Consider the following 17,022-nt stretch of genomic DNA (forward strand, 5'->3'; position numbering starts at 1 on the left):
CGCATTGAGGACGCGCTCCAGGTTGTTGCCCGGCAGAGCTGATAAAGGATGACCGGACACTGCTCGGCGCTCCTCAGGTGCATTCCACCGCCGGTGCTCCCTTTGTGCCGGAAGTTACTCGGCGATGTCCTCGGCCCACAGTTCGCGGTGTTTGTCCTGAAAGGAGCGCATCATCTCGACGCACCGGGCATCATTCAACACCACCACTTCGACGCCGCGTGAGCGCAGAAGATCGAATTCTCCTGGGAACGTCCTGGCCTCGCCCACCACTACGCGCGGAATCTTGAACTGGATAATGGTCCCAGTACACATCGCACATGGCGCCAGGGTGGTGTAAAGCGTAGTGTCCCGGTAACTCTTCTGGCGTCCGGCGGCTCGCAGCGCGGACATCTCGCCGTGCGCGATTGGATCGCCATTCTGGACACGCACGTTGTGTCCGCTGGCAATCACTTCGCCGCCCCGGGCCAATGCAGCTCCGATGGGAATGCCGCCCTCCCGGAGGCTCTTTTGTGCGGCTTCGTATGCAGCTTCGAAAACCGGGTCTGTGGTGGTTCCCTGAGTTTCGTTCATGGTGCAGTCTAAAGCGGGATGTATCTGGATTGCCGGTGGATCCTCATGTGCGTTTCCCCGCAGGTGCACCCGAAAGTCCAACAGGCTGTTGGACACCCCCCGGGGGCCGCACTCCGTTTGCCCCTGTCTCGGCCACGTACGGGGTAGCAGTGGAGCGTCGATAGGAGGGCGGCTCCAGACAGTATGAGGTACATGGACTATGGGGGATCATTCGGAGGAGGATCATAGGCTTCTGCGATTTTGGCCCGGACGACCGCGCAGCCCTTGGCCGGATGCGCCAACCGGTCCGCCGCGGTCAACGGGACCAGGACCCTTTGGTGCGCGACGAACCTGTCAGTGGCCCGGTAAAAAGAGCTCACGGCGCCCGGCCACCCGTCACGACGAAGCACCATAACAGGGTCGATCCGGAAATGACCGCGCAGGTGTCAGCGCCGGTCGCGGGCTGGGGCCAGAAAAGTGGACAGTCGATAGGGGTCACGTCTGATGCTCAAAAAGGCTTGACGATGCGCGCGTCACGCTCAGTGCCGAGTGGACAAGCCGCGCCCACCGGTCACGCCACTCTATGACCGGAGCGGCTGTTCTCTTCGCACCAGCAGCAAGATCAACGCGTAGAGTCTTCACTCCGTCACTTTGGCGAGCACAGAAACCCCACAAACCTGACGTCACTTACTTATCGGCCCTATGTCGTTCCTCTGAAGCAGTCCGGCTGAATGTCGTCGTCACGATGAAATCCAAGACTGTCACGAGATTGTGTCGCCCATCGGACTTGCGCTGGCCCATCTGCGTGCTCCGTGGACAGCCCGCCGGCCGCCACTGGTACGAGGCGGCCGAGGGTGACGCCCCCCGGGGACCTGGAGCGTGAGCGCGTGGTCCTGCCGAAGCCCCCGCAGAGCCGTGATCGGTGGGTGTTAGAACAGCTTCTCCACAACCGCGTGGGTGAGTTCGTGGATGACCCCGGTTCGCGCCGGAATGTCCGCCGTGCTCCTGCCCAGGGTGTACAACACGAAGACGTAGGCCCGGCCGCCCTGGACCAGGATGCTGGCGTCGTGCAGGTACCCGTTCAGCAGCCCGTACTTGTGGAACACGGTGATGGCGGGTGGAACGGCGGCGGGGATGAGGGTCTCGTAGTTCGTGTGTTGCATGTAGGAGAGCAATTGGTTCGCGTGGCCCGTGCTGATCAGGCGCCCCGTGTACAGCAGATAGAGCAGTGTTGCCGTCTCCGCGGGGGACAGCTCGTTGAGGGTTCTATAGTAGGAAATCCCGAGGGCTGCGGCGTAATCGTGGATCCGTTGGTTGCCGATGGCGCGAAGAATTAGTGCCCAGGATTGGTTGTTGCTCTGCTGGATCATCTGGTGGATCTGGTAGGCGGCGGTATGGCCGCCCATCGGTGCCGTGAGGGACAGGAGGCCCCGTTCGGCGTAGTGGTAGTACGCGGCCGCCGCCAGGATCTTCCCTGTGCTGGCCGCTACGAACTTTCCCTGGACGCCGTATGTGTGGATGACGCCGTCCGACATGTCAATGAGGGCGACGCCGAGCTGGTATTGGGGGTAGGTGCTGATGATGGCGTTGAGCTGTTTCCGGAGAGCACCGTAGGGCGGTGCGGCCTGAACGAGTGGTTCAGCTGGAACGGCAGCGGGAATGGCCTCCGGAGCCGCCGGCGTCTTCGCAGTGGCCTTGGTCCGGGCGGGCACCGCGGGCGTTGCTGACGACCTCGGCGATGGGACCGCGGCTAACGACGGTGGGTCACCTGATGGCTTCGGTAAGGGGGCGGTGACTGTTGGGACAGACGGGCTGAAGGGCTTGGGCCACAGGCCGCGTGCCGGGAAGGACATGCCCTGGATGGCCCGGTCGGGTGACTCCGAACCGACTGCGGCGGTGAAGCTATTAGGAGATGATTGCTCATCGTCGGCCACGGCGAAGCTGCTGAGGGACAGTGGCAGGACCAGCGCCGCAATGGATGCGATGAGGCCGCGCACCAGGTACGTTGTCGGGTGGGTAGTCGATCGGGGAGACATGCGACGTATGCCTTCTACTCTGGCCGGGGTGCCCGCAGGGCCCTCCGGGAACGATTTCGGCGGTGGGGTTCGGCGCTGGAGTGGCGCCCGAACGGGGGCGCCTGTCGGGACCGTTCTGTTCTCGGCTGTAGCCCAGCCCAGCGAGCGAGAAGACGTTGGAACGGGATCCGCCCCGGACGGGGCGATGACAACGGTCTTTCGGTCCGCCGGTTGGGAAAATGGTGGTTTTGTGAGCAGGCGGAGTCCTAATTGATAGCCGATGCAGGCCCGGTCAAAGCCCAATCGGCTCGACATTGTAAATGCAAGTTTCATGGTGCTCCGGGCGGTTGGAATTGTCGAGGCCTTTGGGTTGTCGTGACAAGTCCTGGTCATGAACGTTCCGCGGTGCTCGGTCCAGGCCGTGAGCCGAGCCCCGGCACGCGCCGTGGCGTGCGGTGACTCCGGAGGGAATGAAGGCGAGCACAGGATTCTCCATGCCCGAAGGGCTAAGCCACGTCTCTGGATGCTGCATTAGAGTGGTTAAAAAGAGGGTGTTGCACAATGTGCACACACCCTGGGCTTCGGATTCGGTTGTACTGGTGCCGGACTGGGGCGGATTGGGATGTTTTCGGGGGAGTGGCGGGTTCCGGGGCGTGGCGCCCGGTTCGAGTCCCACCTCGGGCACAGTGTTTTCCCTTTTCAGAGGCTTGTAGGCCTCTGACTGTGGACAATTTCTTCACTTGAGGGCCCCCTTGGCAGCCTTTTCTATTGATGGCCGGTGCTGCTTTGGCCGGGCGCCTCCTTGCCTTCCTGGAGCGACGGGTTGTTGTTCGTTACCTGTTCATGGACGTTCATGGCGGCCAACATGACCTGAGGAAAATTTGGTGTGGGTTTCTTTGTGACATCGCTGGTTGTTCACAGGTTCCTCCTGCTCGGCCTATAGGTGGCTGATCTGCTTATCCATGGCGGTTCTGTTGGAGGACGACGTGACTTGCATAACCGGTGGGGAACTTGTGCAGCCGGATGCCCACAGGCTGTCCGATGGTGCCCGACGGCGAGGCGTTGCCCCCTGCGTTGTGGCCCATGACGCTCACCGCCCTTTCTTCCATGGATCGAAGGCTTCCGTCGATAGCTGTTCATGGTTGCCGTCGGAGCCATTGCATGACGCTGCGGGGTTTTGCACCAGGGTGTCCCTGTCATGCTGAGATCCAAGAGTTTTCGAGAGCCGCCGTCGCAAGAGAAGGAATCGAACCCTACCCCGACAGCTTCCTGCCCGACGTCAGGTTGAGGTGTACGACAACCTGACGTGAGGCCCACGCTGCACGCCATCTCAGGAAATGTCTGGAGCCGGGCAGCAGTCTCTGGCTGTGCGGCAGCGCTAAGTTGCTTGCGCCCTAGGTGTGCCGCTCCAACTGTCAGACGGGACACTGTCCACTGTGACTTCGCCTGATCACGCTCAAGGCCTGGAGGAGCGGCTCTGCACCCGCTGGCGACGGCAGCGAACCCGAGCTGCCCCTCACCGCCGGCGTCCTCACCTACGGTGGGATGCTGCATCAATGTGTCGCCCACGGTGGCCCACCTCGTAGAAACTGTTCCGGTGCTGTCGCTCCTAGCGCGCTGGGGATGTTCGAAATCTCCGGTCTACCTTGGAGTTCAGGACCTTTAGAAGCTAAACGGGCCAAACCGGGCTACGGCTACGCCGGCGGCGAGGATGCCCAGGACGATGTTGATGATGACGTTGGGTTTCTCGTTCCGTCGGGCATGGGTGATGGCCGCCCCTGCCATGAGGAGGGCGAGCCCTGTGGCGGCGGCGGGCACGAGGAACGTCGCGATGTTCAGCAGGGCGGGCAGTATCAGGCCCACTGCTCCGAGAATCTCCACTGTTCCGATGCGCTTCACTGTGTCGTCGGAGAAGTCCTCCACCCAGCCCTGGCCCGCTGCTGCGAGCTTCGCCTTGGGTTGGGCAAGCTTCATGCTTCCGGCTGCGAGGAAGAGGAGTGCGAGTATCGCGGTGATGATCCAGAGGGTGATGTTCATGATGATGTTCTTTCTTTGATGTGGAAGTCAGACGGCCGTGCTTGAGCGCCCGCCGTCTGCGAGGATTTCGCGGACGAGAGGCACGACCTCGCTGCCGTAGAGTTCCACGGCCTTAAGGCGGGCGCTGATCGGCTGGGCTCCTGAGGTGAAGATGAGATCGAAGCGGCCGACGTCGAGGGAGGCGACGGCACGCGCGATTCTCTTGGCGACGGTCTCGGGTGAGCCGACGTACATCGAGCCATGCTGTGTCTCTGCCTCGAATTGCTCACGCGAAACAGGCGGCCATCCGCGCAGGGCGCCGATGCGGTCCCGCACTACCTTGTAGTGGGGCCAGAATATTTCCTTGGCTTCGTCGTCGGTATCGGCAATGAACCCGGGTGAGTGCATACCCACCGGCCACGCGGTGGTCCCGAATTCCCCGGCTGCCCGCTGATAGAGGTCGATGAGAGGCATGAACCGTGCGGGCTGTCCGCCGATGATGGCAAGCATGAGCGGGAATCCGTACCTCGCCGTGCGGACTACCGACTGCGGCGTGCCTCCGACGCCGACCCAGGTTTTCAGGCCGCCCTCGGTTTTGGGGTACACATCGGCGTCCACCAGGGGAGTACGCGTTGTGCCGCTCCACGTCACGGGTTTTTCGTGAAGAAGCCGGGCGAAGAGTTCAATCTTCTCTTCGAACAGGACGTCGTAATCCTTGAGATCGTAGCCGAAGAGCGGGAACGACTCCGTAAAGGAACCGCGGCCCAGGATGACCTCGGCGCGGCCCCTGGAGAGCGCATCCACGGTAGCGAACCGCTGAAAAACCCGCACGGGGTCGTCAGAGCTGAGCACCGTCACGCCGGAACCAAGACGGATCCGCTCAGTGCGGGTCGCCATCCCTGCCAAGACGGTTTCCGGCGCTGAGACCGAATACTCAGAGCGGTGATGCTCACCGACGGTAAAGACGTCGACGCCGAGCTGGTCAGCCAGCACTGCCTCGTCCAGCAACTGCCGGATTGCCCGTGCATGGCTCACTGGCGCCCCGGCGTCATCCATAGGCACGTCGCCGAACGTGTCCAGGCCAAAGATCAGTTCGCTCACGACTCTCCTTTAATTGACATGTCAATCACTTAATTGACGTGTCAATCATCTGCCCGTAGGGTTGACCTGTCAAGCGAGGGCAAGGTGGTCATGGAGCAGAGCAAGAAGGGCGCCCGGCAGAGTCCGAATCCGGACGAACTGGCCGTGTGGCGCGAGTACGTCGAGACTGCGGAGACGCTCCGACAGGCCCTGGCCGGAGGCCTGCAGGCAACGTCCAACGTGTCGCCGGGTGACTACGCCGTACTCCTGGCCCTCAGCGAGGCCGACGGACACCGGCTGCGGTCATCAGTGCTCGCGGACAGTATCGGCTGGGAGCGAAGCCGACTATCCCACCACCTTGGGCGCATGGAAAAGCGGGGACTGGTCCGGCGCCACCGATCCGGCTCCGACAGCAGGGGCGCGGAAATCGAGTTGACCGACGACGGCGCCAAGACCTTCCGCAGAGCCTCGGCATCTCATTTGCGGCTGGTCCGCCGGCTCTTCGTCGATGCGCTTGCACCGGAGGACCTGCAAGCTGCGGGCAGGGTTGCCGCGCGCTTGCGCGACCACTTGGCCGATATCGCCCTCGAATTGGAAACTGACTAGCATCCTGCCCTGCCAGAACAGTCAGCTAAGTGACATCCACCAGTGAAACCCTGCTCGCTTCCGCTTGGGCTCGCGCTACCTGAACGCCGATAACTGGCCTTCCGTCAATCTGAAGGGGTGCGGGGACGCAGAGGCCACGTCAATTGTCGGCCCTCTGAATGGTGGTGGGGGAGCGGTGGCAAAATGGGCTGTGCCAGCCATCGGATTAGGCAGGAGCAGGTGATCCGGTGGCTGCTCTTGGTCCGGCGCCAGACCAACGCGCAACGGGGCCTTGCCTGTTGGCGCGGTCTCCTCGAAGTCCGTGCGTGGACCGTGGACCCGAGGCGGGAGAGCGGCGCAAAGCCCCGCACGCTTGCCCCCGACGCTCCCACGGAGCAAACTGGCGTTGCGCCGGTGAATGTCCCGCTGGAAGGACACGCGGCAGGCCCCCTCGGGCTCTATCCGGAGGGCGCTTGACGGCCTATCGTGGTCCTGACACAACACAAGGGAAGGAACGAAGATGTTTACCCTGCAGATTGGCTATCCGGTCCGGGACTACGAGGCATGGAAGAAAGTCTTCGACACCGACCCTGCAGGCCGCGCCGCCTCAGGCGCCCGGTTTGTCCGCGTGTTCCGGGATGCAGACGACCAGAACAGCGTGGCCGTGCTCCTCGACTTCGACTCTAAGGATGCTGCGACCGGCTTTCTGGAAAAACTGCGCAGCCAGGTGTGGGATAAGCCTGATGTGATCGGGCAGCTGATGACGGCATCGCCGACAGCCAGAATTTTGGAAGAGGTGGCCCGGGAAGGCCAGGCCGCGGGCTGACCCAGCTTCAAAAAGGCGGCGGCCGAAAGTCCCCTGCGCCGCTCATCAAATGCAATGTCAACCGAACTTGCTGGTGGTATTCCGAACCTGCGAATGCCACTGCTTCAATTGCTCGACTTAGTCCCCGAGGGCAGAAGTTCGATAGGCAGTGCCCATTAGCGTGGTGTAACGGCCCGGCCCCGGGCGTGTTGTTCCCGAACGTGAGGCGGCCCGGTTATCGAGGCTTATAGACGTCCGAGCGGTGTTCGATGCGGTGGACGTACAGAATATGGGCTTCAACATCGAGGGTAAACAGCACCCTGTAGTCACCGCGACGGGCGGTGCGCAGCCCGAGAAGTTCATTCGTTAGGGGCTTGCTCAACCGGTACGGGTTCTCCGACAGGACTCCGGTGACGAACTCGACGATTGCGGCGGCCGCTTTCTCTGGCAACCGCCGGAAACCCTTCAGCGCCGGGCTCGTGACTTCAACCTTCCACCGTGCCTGCCCGGCAGATTGTTCATCACTCACCGGGGCGGCAGCCCGAATTCCCGGCGGAGATCATCGCCGCTGGTCGTGTTTCCCTCGGCTATGTCGCGCCTGGCCTGAGCCAGGTCTTCACGAATGCCCGGCTGCGAGAGCCAATGGATGGTTTCCTGCAAGGACTCCAGGTCCTCCGCGGACATCAGCACGGCCGACGGATGCCCATGCCGGGTGATCTGGATGATCTCGTGCGTCTTGTCCGCTTCCTCCACAAGCGCGGAAAGCTTGTCCTTGGCTTCGCTGAGCGGTACCGTCTTCATGGGCCAATTCTAGCCTAACTTCTGGCCGCTAGTAAGTTGCTGCCGCTTGGCTGACACCCTTGATTTCTCGCCGAGCGTTCTGTTCCCAGGCGTGCGCGGCCGAGGAAATGGCGGAGGGAAGCTCAGGCAAGCTTGGCTTGGCGGAGGTAGCGTCAGCTCGGCGGTCACAAGGTCCGGGGCTGGTCTCCGGCCTCGGGAAGGGTGCAGATGTGCCCGTCGGCGTCTATGGGGTAGCCGCAGAGCGAGCAGATCGGACGCCCGGCGCCCACGACCTCACGGGTGCGCTTGGCGAATGCGCGGGCAGTGCCGACCGGCATCCGCACCAGCAGCATTTCGTTCTCGTTAGGGCCGTTCTCATCAAGGGATTCGTCGTTGTCATCAGCATCGACATCGGTGATGGGGTAGGCCTCTATTACGACCTGCGCCGTCGTTGGGTCCCAACCTAAGCTCATGGCGCCGGTCCGAAACTGCTCCTGAACGGCCTCGAGCTGGTCATTATCGACAAGTTCAATGGGAGTACTCGTGGGAACGCTGAAGGGGTTGTTCTCGATGGTGACGAGCTGGTCGAGAATTTCGTCGATCTTCTCGGCGAGCAGAGCCGACTGCTGCTTCTCCAAGGCAATGCTCACGATCTGCGTCCCTGCGCGCACCTGCAGGTAAAACGTGCGCGCCCCGGGAAGGCCAATGGTGCCAACGACGACCCGATCGGGCCAGGCAAACTCGTGAACACGTGTAGGCATGTCAGTATTTTAGGCACGTGAGGTTCATGGTGCCTTTTGCCCTGCACCGCCGCCCACGGGTGCATCGCCAGAGTGGACGCCGTTCGACAGCCACGACAGGTCGCCCGATTCGGTGCTGGTCGCATAGACGCTCGTCGACTTACGCCGCAGGCACGATCGATACGGAGCAGGGGCCAACGGTTAAAGCGCTGGAACAGGTCAAGGTGCATGCCGAACGAGTCGGCGAGGATTGACTTGATGATCTCACCGTGACTCACCGCCACTCACACGGCCCCTAGCCCGTACTCGGCTTCGAAGGCTGTATAGGGGCATCGAATCGCTGCCACCGACCGAGCCTGCATCGCTGCCATCGATTCACCGCCGGAAAGATGACGGCGGACAGGTCGAGGACCGGCTCGGGCAGACGGATCGAATCCTGATATGCCTTCAGCCACCGGGTCTCCTGCAACTGCTGTCATGCCTCCACGGTCGCACGGAAAGCATGACGTATTAACGCCAAATCAAAGGCTAAATCACAAGCCGAAACGCCGATAATGAAGATTCCGTCAAGCTGGAGGCCCATGCAAAGGCTTCGGAGCCGACCACTTCGGTCGGTCTATGAAAAAGATACGGTCAAGAACTTGGCCTTTGAGCTGTTCCCCGTTCTGGTCCGACCTGCTTACGCGCACGTACCCGATCCGCTGACACCAGCTGCCTCGGGTCAAGACCAGGACTTCAGTTGTCAGCCAGCTGGCGCTATGTAAGCACGGCTGCAATCCATGCAGAGCTATGAAAGCTGAGGGTGCCCTTGTCGCCGTTGTCGGAGGAGGGACGGGACTCGCATCTCAGCGTGAAATGTCATCGCCCTTCTTGATTGCCCTGAGCTTCATCAACTCGTCCTGACCTAGGGGAGTCAGGGACCAGTACTTGTTGCGGTCAGTAGTCGAACGCTTTTTAACCCCGTGGGTTAGGAGACCGAGGGCGAACAGTTGCACAAGCACATCGTCGAAGCATTCTTTTATGACCCTTGCGCTGTGTGTTCGACCATGGTCTTTAGGAAGTCCTGTTTTTTCGCCGTGGACAATGACACCTAAAGCGAAGCGATCCAAAACGGCATCGAGATCCTCCTCGCTGGCTTCGTTTATAAGAGAAGCTCCGACATCGTATTAAATCTCGTTCCAAGTAACGGAAAAGCCAACTGGTTCCCTGTGGAGAATGCCAGTGGCAGCTACGATCCCCCTCTCGGTGTTAGCTTCTCCTGGGATGTGGTAGTCAGCATCATTGAGGCCAATCGCACATGCCCTGGAGCCGGTGGCGCGTTATATCCCGGGAAAGCACGACGTGGTCAGGGGAGCCCGCGGATCCATAGGGGGCAAGCCAAAGGCCGCGCGTCGCATTCTCGCACTTGTATTCTTGCCGTGAAAACTATCCCTAATGCTGTCCGGCCTGGAGCAGCTGGAAGCGGCTAGGCATTGATCACCAAATCGGTCCGCGCGGTGGAGCAGCAGGGCAGGAACTTGCCTGCATCGATTTCGCGTGCCCGGATCCCGCCCTGGTGGTTCATCTCGACCTCCCCGGAAAGCTTGACGACCTTGCAGGAGCCGCACATGCCTTCCTTGCAGTTCGCCCCGATCCTGACGCCGGCACGCTGGGCCACGCCGAGGATGTTTTCGTCGGGGTCGATGCGCACATTGATGCCGGTGCGCATGAAGGACAAGGTGAGGCTTCCCGTCCCGACCGTGTCGAAGCTCGAGGCATCAGGGGACACGGCCTCCGGCCTCACGTCCGAACTGCCGTCGGAGGCTTCGGAATAGGGCGCGCCCGAGTCGATGATTTCCAGCGGCAGCCCCGTGGCCTTCAGGGGTCCCTCGGCGTTGTAGCCGGGCTCGTAGAGCCCGAATGCTGGGGGCTGGCTTTCATAATAGTCCCCGGCGGAATCGGCGATCTCCTCGGCGATTTCCTCCGCGATGTCCTCTGCAAGCGCGATCTCCGCCTGGTATTCAAGGATCGTCTGGCGATCCCCCGTGAAGAATTCCATGTAGATGGAGGTGTCGTCGACGCCGACCTTCCCCAGTAGCTCGGTTGCGGTGTTCAGGTAACCCTTGGGGCCGCAGGCATAGACCTGGCGGCCGTTGGCATCGGGGGCAACCTCGTCGAGCATGGCCGCCGTTAGCCTTCCGCTCAGCCATTCCCACCCTTCAGGCTTGCTCCGGTCACCCAGGGAGTAGAAGACCTTGACACGCGAGTCCACGGAGGCGATGTAGGCCAGCTCCTGGTGGAAGGCATATCCTCCGGCCTCCGCTCCGTGGTAGAGCACCACGACATCGGCCTGTCCGGGCAGGGAGTGGATGGTCCGCACCATCGACATGATGGGGGTAATGCCTGCGCCGGCGGCCAGCAAGAGGTACCGTGCCCGGCGGTCGGCGTCAGGCAGGTGGAATGCCCCGACCGGTCCGAGCATCTCGAGGACGGTGCCGGGTTTGACGTTTTCGTGCACCCAGGGTGAGACGAGTCCAGTGGGGTCGCGTTTGACTGTGATGTTGAAGGTCCACGGCTGGGTGGGCGAACTGGACAGCGAGTAGCTGCGGTCCACCGGATCCTGGTCCTCGCCGTTCACGGGAAAGGCGACGTTCACGTACTGGCCCGCACGGAACGCCAACGGCGCACCGTCACAGCGACGGAACACGAAGGTCATCATGCCGCCCGCCTCGGGAACGGTCTCGACGCATTCGGCCATGAACTCCTGCGGATGCCAGGGGCCCAATGCGTGGGCGGCGCGGGCGGGTCCCTCGGTGCTGCCCATCACCCTGTTCCACGGCATCTCAAGACCGCGAATGCGCTGTGGTTCCTGGATTGCCGTGTCGGTGCGGAGTTCAATCATGCCAAGTGCTCCTGCACGCGCTGCACGTACCAGTTAATGAATGCCTCCACCTGGTACTCGCTCTTCATGTAGGGGCCGGGCTGGTAGGCGGGGCTGCCGGCGCCCTTCTGGCACAGCTCCACGAACGCCTTGTCCTGCAGATTGGTTTGCTTCCAGGTGTAGGTGAGTTTGTCCAGATCGTAGTCGACGCCTTCCTCGGCGTCGTCAGCTACCAGCCAGGTGGTGCGTACGAGGGTCTGGTGTTCGTTGATGGGGAAGACGCCGAATGTGATGACGTGGTCCCCCAGGAAGTGGAACCAGCTGTTGGGCTGCAGGTGCATCGAGCAGCGGCCAAGGCGGAAGTCCCGCAAGTCACCGAGCAGCTTCTTGGAAAGCCTGCGTCCGTCGGGAGAGAACGATTCGCCTTCACCGTCGAGCGATTCCCGTGAGATCCGGATTCCCGCGATGCGCGTGTCAAGCTCCTCGACGACCTCGTAGGGAAGGCCATAGCGGCGGCAACGCTCCTCGAGCGAGGACTGTGCTTCCTTGTTGCGGTTCCACACTTCCTCGAGATGGGCCGGGATCAGGCCCTCGGTCAGGCCCCAGGTGGGGAAGAGGGAGCAGGCGAGCTCAGGGTGGCCGTCGCAGTGGTAGCACTCACGGTTATTCTCCATGACGAGCTTCCAGTTGCCCTCTTCAATGATGTTCTGCTGGTAGGCGATTTTCGTCTTCGCCAGATCGTGGGGCGCGAGGTAGGGCTCAAAGATCTTTGAGGTTTCGTCGAAGTCCGTCGGCGGCTCATCAGCAATGCAAACGAAGATGAGTCCGGCGACCTCGCGGCCGTGGGCGCGCTTGAGGCCGAAGCAACTCTTGTCGAACTTCGTTTCTCCGGGTGCCGAGGCGTGGATCAAATCGCCGCTGGGTGAGTAAGTCCAGGAGTGGTAGCCGCATACCAGGTTTCCAGTGGACCCCGCGGGTTCAGTCAGGACGCGGGCGCCGCGGTGACGGCATACGTTGTGCAGGACGTTCACGCCGCCGTCGTCGTTGCGCAGCACGATCAGGGAGTAGGGCCCGTAGTCGACCGTGACGTAGTCGCCCGGCTCCGGCAGCTCAGCGGTGCTGGCGGCAAAGATCCAGTGCTGGCCAAAAATGGCCTGCATGTCGATGTTGAAAATCGTCGGATCGGTGTAGAAGGGGGCATCGAGGGAATATCCCACGCGCCGGAGATCGAACAACTCGGCGATTTCCGCCAGCTGCTCGGCAGGCAATGATGAAGCGAGTTTTCCGCGTGAATTGAGGGGCAAGTTCACTGGAACAGACATGTGTTTCCTCCCGGGGGGCCTGGGTAGTGTGCGATTCGTGGGGACCACGGGTGGGTGGGTGCAGCTGGCGTTGTCGAAAACGTTTCTAGTTACGAGATTAGGGAGGATCGACCTGCAACAAAAGCGCAAGATTTAGGAGATAATGGTGCACAATGGGTGCATGATTGATCCACGGCTCATAACACTTCGGGTGTTTGCCCGGTGCGGCACCGTTGGCGCAACCGCGGAGCTCACGGGTTATTCTCCCTCCGCCGTCTCCGCACAATTGCGGGAGCTCCAGCGCGTGCTTGGGATGCAACTGCTGACGAAGGACGGCCGGGGTGTGCGACTCACTGCCACGGGCCGCTTTCTCGTGGCGGGCTCGGACACCCTGATTGCGGAATGGGAGAGCCTGCGCGCCGCGGCTATGGAGGCCGGCGACCAGGTCCAGTCCCGTTTTGGGCTCGGTGGATTCTCCACGGCGGCCGCCCAATTGCTCGCGCCGCTGGCCGCCACGCTGCGCTCGACACGCCCCCTACTGGAGGTGCAGGTACTCGAGGCCAACCCGGCCCGCTGCTTCGACTTGTTGGTTGCCGAGCGAATCGACCTCGCGGTCGTCGTCGCGATGCAGTCCGACACCTATGGTGAGGACGATCCGCGCTTCGAGCAGACCGTTCTGCTCGACGATCCCTTGGACGTGATCATTCCCTCCAACCATCCACTGGCATCACGGGAAACGGTGACGCTCGAAGAGCTGGCGTCGGAACCCTGGATCACCGAGGCCACCGGTTCCACCTACCATGCCCTATTCACCGCGGCGTTCACGGCAGTCGGGGTGACGCCGCGGATTGCCCATGAGGCCGTTGAATGGGAAACCCAGATCGCCTTTGTTGGTGCGGGGCTGGGCGTGGGCCTGCTGCCGCGGCTGGCGCCCCTGCGTAGTGCCGAAAACGTGGTTCGACTGCGCATTACTGGCAAGGGGAAGCCCGCGCGCCGTATTGTCGCTGCGGTGCGCAGGGGCAGCATCGCATCGCCCCTGATCCAGGAGTCGCTCGGCATCCTGCAGGTCAGGGCCAATCATATCCTCGCCGCCCGACCCGAAGACGATCTCTGAAATCGCATGGCGCGATTCGTTGCCGACGGGCCAGCAGGTCCAGAAGGTGGCGACACGTCCGCGCGGCCGCCCTTCTTCGCCGCGCTAAACGGGCCGCCCGCTCTGGTATCACGCACCGGGTGGCGCTGAATGCCTCCGGCATAGCAGCGTCCGGTTGTGGAGCCGAGCCGGAAGGCCACCTCAACTCCTTTGGCTGCGTCATGTGTCTGCCGAGCAGCCCATGAGATGGGAGAAGGAGGTGTCGCCAGAGCCAACCTCTACAGTGTTTGGCGGGCCTCTGGGTCCGTCGCAATCGGAGGCACTCAAGACGTAGGACGGGGCATACTCGTCCATAATCGGGCACCCTTGCCAGCGCAAAAAACCGCGTTCCCACAGTAGAGAATGCAATTTTCTCTTGGGTGATCAGTGGATGAATATGGGCATGGACAATGCCCACACTTCGGGCCCGGACTGGGTAGTACCGGTGATGGTTCGGGCCGGATTCCGCATTTCCGGGACGTAGTCAGAGTCTGCTGCAATGGCACCGCTAACCAAGGCACCAGCGTCCGGGCTATCGATCCAGATTTCAAAGCGAGGGATGCGGGACAGAAAAATTCGGACCTCGCTTCATCTGCGAATCGGGGGAGCGGTGTCTTACTACCTTGTCTCGCAGCACCTGCCCTTCTCACGTAATCGCTCGAGCTTGTAAGGCACGGCACGCACGATCCCTGACAGCGGTACGAGTGCCTTGCGGACGACACGTCCGGGCGGGCGTGAGGGTCTTTTTCCGCCCTTTGTAGGCGCCCCGCTGCCGGCCCAGGGCGACGCCTTCCCGCTGCCGTTCCCGGATCAGGGAGCGTTCGAATTCGGCGGACGCATCACTGAGAGCATGAGGTTGGCCATGGGCGAGTCCTCGCCGGTGAAGACCAGCTGTTCCTTGACGAACTGCACGCGCGCTCCTTTGCGACGATGCCGGTGGTGATGTATGTGGCATCGGAGCTGGCCAGGAAGAGAACCACCCGGGCTATGTCATGGAGTTGTGTTTGAACGGGGGGGCAGGCCTGTTGTGTCGTGCGGCAGCAAAAGCAGGGTTGTCGAGTCTCTCTGGGGTGATCGTTTCGCCACAGTGTCGAATGGCGCTAGTGTCCGGCAGCGAACCGAAAGGGCCGTGTCTGAGAAGTGCGCGTCGAATCTCAAGCCCGCCCCTGCAGGTTGGACCGACCCGACCAACATTACGTGGGTCGACCACGTAGGCATATTTGGCGTCTGTTAGATAGATGTCGATGCCAGCTCTCCAGTATCCGTTTGAAGCTTTGTCTTGCGGTTGTCTTCGGTTTCGGCAACCACTCATAATGGCCGTGTGGCAATGTCGCTGCTCTTTGGCGTCGTGACTTCCAGCGCCTTGGTTCTGGGGGCATTCATCGGTGTGCGTTTCGAATTGCCCAAGCGCGTCCTGGCGATCATCCTGTCCTTCGCGTCAGGCGCCCTGATTACTGCCCTGAGTTTCGAGCTATTCGAGGACGCCTTCCAGCGCGGCGGGATCTGGCTCGCCGCTATTGGCCTGTTCATTGGTGCAGTGGTGTTCACGGTCTTGAGTGCGCTACTTGATCGCTGGGCGCAGGCGGGCCAGGACCCGGTTACAGCTGACGAGCACCGGGGCAGCGCCAAGCTTGATACGGACGCCGCCGCCACGGGGCGTGCGCCTTCCCCGGCATCCACCCGGGGTGCGGCGGGTTTGGCACTGCTTGCCGCCGCCACGCTTGACGGCGTACCGGAGAATCTCGCGCTGGGCGTCTCGCTCGGGGAGGGGACCGGAGGTTTGGCGTTGCTGGCTGCAATCTTCGTCTCCAATCTGCCAGAGGCCCTTGTCGGGGCAGCCTCGATGCGCAGCCAAGGCATGTCCACGCCCGCCATCGTCAGACTTTGGGGATTGTGCTCCATCGTGCTGGTTATCGCCGTGGTGCTCGGTGCCGGGCCCTTGTCCGGCAGCGATCCCAAGACCATCTCGTTGCCGTTGGCCTTCGCGGCCGGAGCAGTGATTGCCGCGCTGGCGGACACCTTGATGCCGGAGGCATTCGAGCATGGAGGACCGGCGGTGGCTCTGAGCACCGCGGCCGGGTTCGTGCTTTCGTTCCTTCTGTCCCTCGCTTGAGGTAAGGCCAACGTATTCTCGTGGACCTTGGGAACGTGCCGAGGCGTTCTCCTCTCCTCTCCTCTCCTCCTCACCCTGGGCGGGGTCGTCGTCATCGACGCGAATAGAAATGAAGCGCGGCCTTGCACTGGCTGCAGGTAGTGGGCTTTGAAACCGTCCGCCGGCAAGACGATCCTGCAGCGACGGTACTGCACTCCGAAGTCGAAATGGGGGACGCGGTACTCATGGCGCCAGCAACGACGCCGACTACCATCGGCCGCCCCTCATCGGCCGCTCCGTCGGCCAGGGCCTGTATCTTCTCGTCGACGACGTTCGACGGATTTCACCGGGAGGCCCTCGCTGCTGGCGGAACTTCCGTGATCGAGCCCGAAGACACAGTGTGGGGCACCAGGCGCTGCCGGGTACTCGATCCCCATGGCCACGAATGGAGCGCAGGCACCTACAAACCGGAATCACATGGTGAATCAACTCGCCTCTGGGGCGCGTCATCACCACTCTGAGCTAGTGGGTGACGTTCATCTGCGTGCTGATGTCGTAGGCGCGGTTCGCTCATCTAATGAGGGAACAAATCGAGCGCCGATAACCGTGATTCCGTAACCCTGACCGGTACCAGCGGGTTGGTCAGCCAGCATTGGTCCACTGTGCTCGCATCGCCCTTCACGGCAGATGTGCCACCGCTTATGGCACAGGCAAATTGGGTCCAGCCCTCTGGGCCTCGGATTGATTCGTCCCCGGCCAGCAGATCGGCGGTGGTTTTCCCAGCCCAGCGGGGTCCGCAGCCGTTGCCAGCTCGATGCGCGAGCTGCGCTGGCTGGCGGCCATCAGCGCGATGGGGGAGGAGATTTCGAACTGCAGATGGCGGTGGCGCAGCCAGGCACTGCCGAATCCAAGGGGCCCGCCAAGTTCGGTGATCTGCAAAGTGGAATGGTGACCCCTGGGCGGGATCCTCCGGATCGAACAGCCAAATAGGGAGGAATCAGAGCTTGCGCAAAGGACGTGTGAAGACGGTCGTGGGCTCTACCCAAGGCGTGGTTTTGGGTGCCGAG

Annotated in this window: 15 protein-coding genes and 3 pseudogenes; 5 read left to right on the forward strand and 13 right to left on the reverse strand. The window is 62.1% G+C overall.

What is annotated here, in order from left to right:
* Positions 1 to 114: 114 nt before the first annotated feature.
* From QF036_RS12230 to QF036_RS12250, 5 genes are all read right to left on the reverse strand, one after another.
* Positions 115 to 570, reverse strand: a complete 456-nt coding sequence (locus QF036_RS12230; protein WP_307102163.1) for a nucleoside deaminase — start codon at positions 568 to 570, stop codon at positions 115 to 117.
* Positions 571 to 1,478: 908 nt separating this feature from the next.
* Positions 1,479 to 2,585, reverse strand: coding sequence for a serine hydrolase (locus tag QF036_RS12235; protein WP_307102165.1), 1,107 nt, complete (start codon positions 2,583 to 2,585; stop codon positions 1,479 to 1,481).
* A gap of 935 nt (positions 2,586 to 3,520) precedes the next feature.
* Positions 3,521 to 3,673 carry a hypothetical protein gene (locus QF036_RS12240; protein WP_307102167.1) on the reverse strand — a complete coding sequence of 51 codons (153 nt, stop codon included), beginning with the start codon at positions 3,671 to 3,673 and terminating at the stop codon, positions 3,521 to 3,523.
* Between the two features lie 553 nt (positions 3,674 to 4,226).
* Positions 4,227 to 4,601: a DoxX family protein gene (locus QF036_RS12245; protein WP_307102169.1), complete on the reverse strand. Its 375-nt coding sequence runs from the start codon at positions 4,599 to 4,601 to the stop codon at positions 4,227 to 4,229.
* A 27-nt stretch (positions 4,602 to 4,628) separates the two neighbouring features.
* On the reverse strand, positions 4,629 to 5,681 hold the full coding sequence (locus QF036_RS12250; RefSeq protein WP_307102171.1) for an LLM class flavin-dependent oxidoreductase: 1,053 nt from the start codon (positions 5,679 to 5,681) through the stop codon (positions 4,629 to 4,631).
* 90 nt (positions 5,682 to 5,771) lie between these two features.
* Here QF036_RS12250 and QF036_RS12255 point away from each other — a divergent pair, with 90 nt between their 5' ends.
* Complete coding sequence (locus QF036_RS12255) at positions 5,772 to 6,266, forward strand: MarR family winged helix-turn-helix transcriptional regulator (RefSeq protein WP_307102173.1); 495 nt, start codon at positions 5,772 to 5,774, stop codon at positions 6,264 to 6,266.
* A gap of 499 nt (positions 6,267 to 6,765) precedes the next feature.
* Complete coding sequence (locus tag QF036_RS12260) at positions 6,766 to 7,071, forward strand: hypothetical protein (protein ID WP_307102175.1); 306 nt, start codon at positions 6,766 to 6,768, stop codon at positions 7,069 to 7,071.
* A gap of 214 nt (positions 7,072 to 7,285) precedes the next feature.
* Here QF036_RS12260 and QF036_RS12265 read toward each other — a convergent pair whose 3' ends face one another.
* The 6 genes and pseudogenes from QF036_RS12265 to QF036_RS12290 form a co-directional block, all read right to left on the reverse strand.
* Positions 7,286 to 7,579, reverse strand: coding sequence for a type II toxin-antitoxin system RelE family toxin (locus QF036_RS12265; RefSeq protein ID WP_307102177.1), 294 nt, complete (start codon positions 7,577 to 7,579; stop codon positions 7,286 to 7,288).
* Entirely contained in the window at positions 7,576 to 7,851 is a 276-nt protein-coding gene (locus tag QF036_RS12270; protein ID WP_307102179.1) for a type II toxin-antitoxin system Phd/YefM family antitoxin, read from the reverse strand. Before QF036_RS12270 ends, QF036_RS12265 begins: the two co-directional genes overlap by 4 nt.
* A gap of 164 nt (positions 7,852 to 8,015) precedes the next feature.
* A complete protein-coding gene (locus QF036_RS12275) occupies positions 8,016 to 8,591 on the reverse strand; it encodes a DUF3090 domain-containing protein (RefSeq protein WP_307102181.1) in 576 nt (191 codons plus the stop codon).
* Positions 8,592 to 8,615: 24 nt separating this feature from the next.
* Positions 8,616 to 8,953 (reverse strand): annotated as a pseudogene (locus QF036_RS12280) (histidine phosphatase family protein); the annotation flags it as partial.
* Between the two features lie 1,082 nt (positions 8,954 to 10,035).
* On the reverse strand, positions 10,036 to 11,451 hold the full coding sequence (locus tag QF036_RS12285; RefSeq protein WP_307102183.1) for a ferredoxin reductase: 1,416 nt from the start codon (positions 11,449 to 11,451) through the stop codon (positions 10,036 to 10,038).
* Complete coding sequence (locus QF036_RS12290; protein WP_307102185.1) at positions 11,448 to 12,752, reverse strand: aromatic ring-hydroxylating oxygenase subunit alpha; 1,305 nt, start codon at positions 12,750 to 12,752, stop codon at positions 11,448 to 11,450. The genes QF036_RS12285 and QF036_RS12290 overlap by 4 nt, the downstream gene beginning before the upstream one ends.
* 160 nt (positions 12,753 to 12,912) lie before the next feature.
* Here QF036_RS12290 and QF036_RS12295 point away from each other — a divergent pair, with 160 nt between their 5' ends.
* The gene (locus QF036_RS12295) at positions 12,913 to 13,845 is read left to right on the forward strand and encodes a LysR family transcriptional regulator (RefSeq protein ID WP_306923084.1); all 933 of its coding nucleotides are present in this window, start codon (positions 12,913 to 12,915) and stop codon (positions 13,843 to 13,845) included.
* 742 nt (positions 13,846 to 14,587) lie between these two features.
* On the opposite strand, the pseudogene QF036_RS12300 reads toward QF036_RS12295, so the two are convergent.
* A pseudogene (locus tag QF036_RS12300) lies at positions 14,588 to 14,790 on the reverse strand (recombinase family protein); the annotation flags it as partial.
* Positions 14,791 to 15,184: 394 nt separating this feature from the next.
* Between QF036_RS12300 and QF036_RS12305 the strand changes: the two are divergent.
* Both QF036_RS12305 and QF036_RS25315 read left to right on the forward strand, forming a co-directional pair.
* A complete protein-coding gene (locus tag QF036_RS12305; protein WP_307102186.1) occupies positions 15,185 to 15,976 on the forward strand; it encodes a ZIP family metal transporter in 792 nt (263 codons plus the stop codon).
* Between the two features lie 140 nt (positions 15,977 to 16,116).
* The gene (locus QF036_RS25315; protein ID WP_373460290.1) at positions 16,117 to 16,476 is read left to right on the forward strand and encodes a VOC family protein; all 360 of its coding nucleotides are present in this window, start codon (positions 16,117 to 16,119) and stop codon (positions 16,474 to 16,476) included.
* A gap of 216 nt (positions 16,477 to 16,692) precedes the next feature.
* Here QF036_RS25315 and QF036_RS12310 read toward each other — a convergent pair.
* Positions 16,693 to 16,943: pseudogene (locus QF036_RS12310) on the reverse strand (LLM class flavin-dependent oxidoreductase); the annotation flags it as partial.
* Between the last annotated feature and the right edge of the window lie 79 nt (positions 16,944 to 17,022).

Source organism: Arthrobacter globiformis (genome assembly GCF_030817195.1).
Classification (GTDB): domain Bacteria; phylum Actinomycetota; class Actinomycetes; order Actinomycetales; family Micrococcaceae; genus Arthrobacter; species Arthrobacter globiformis_D.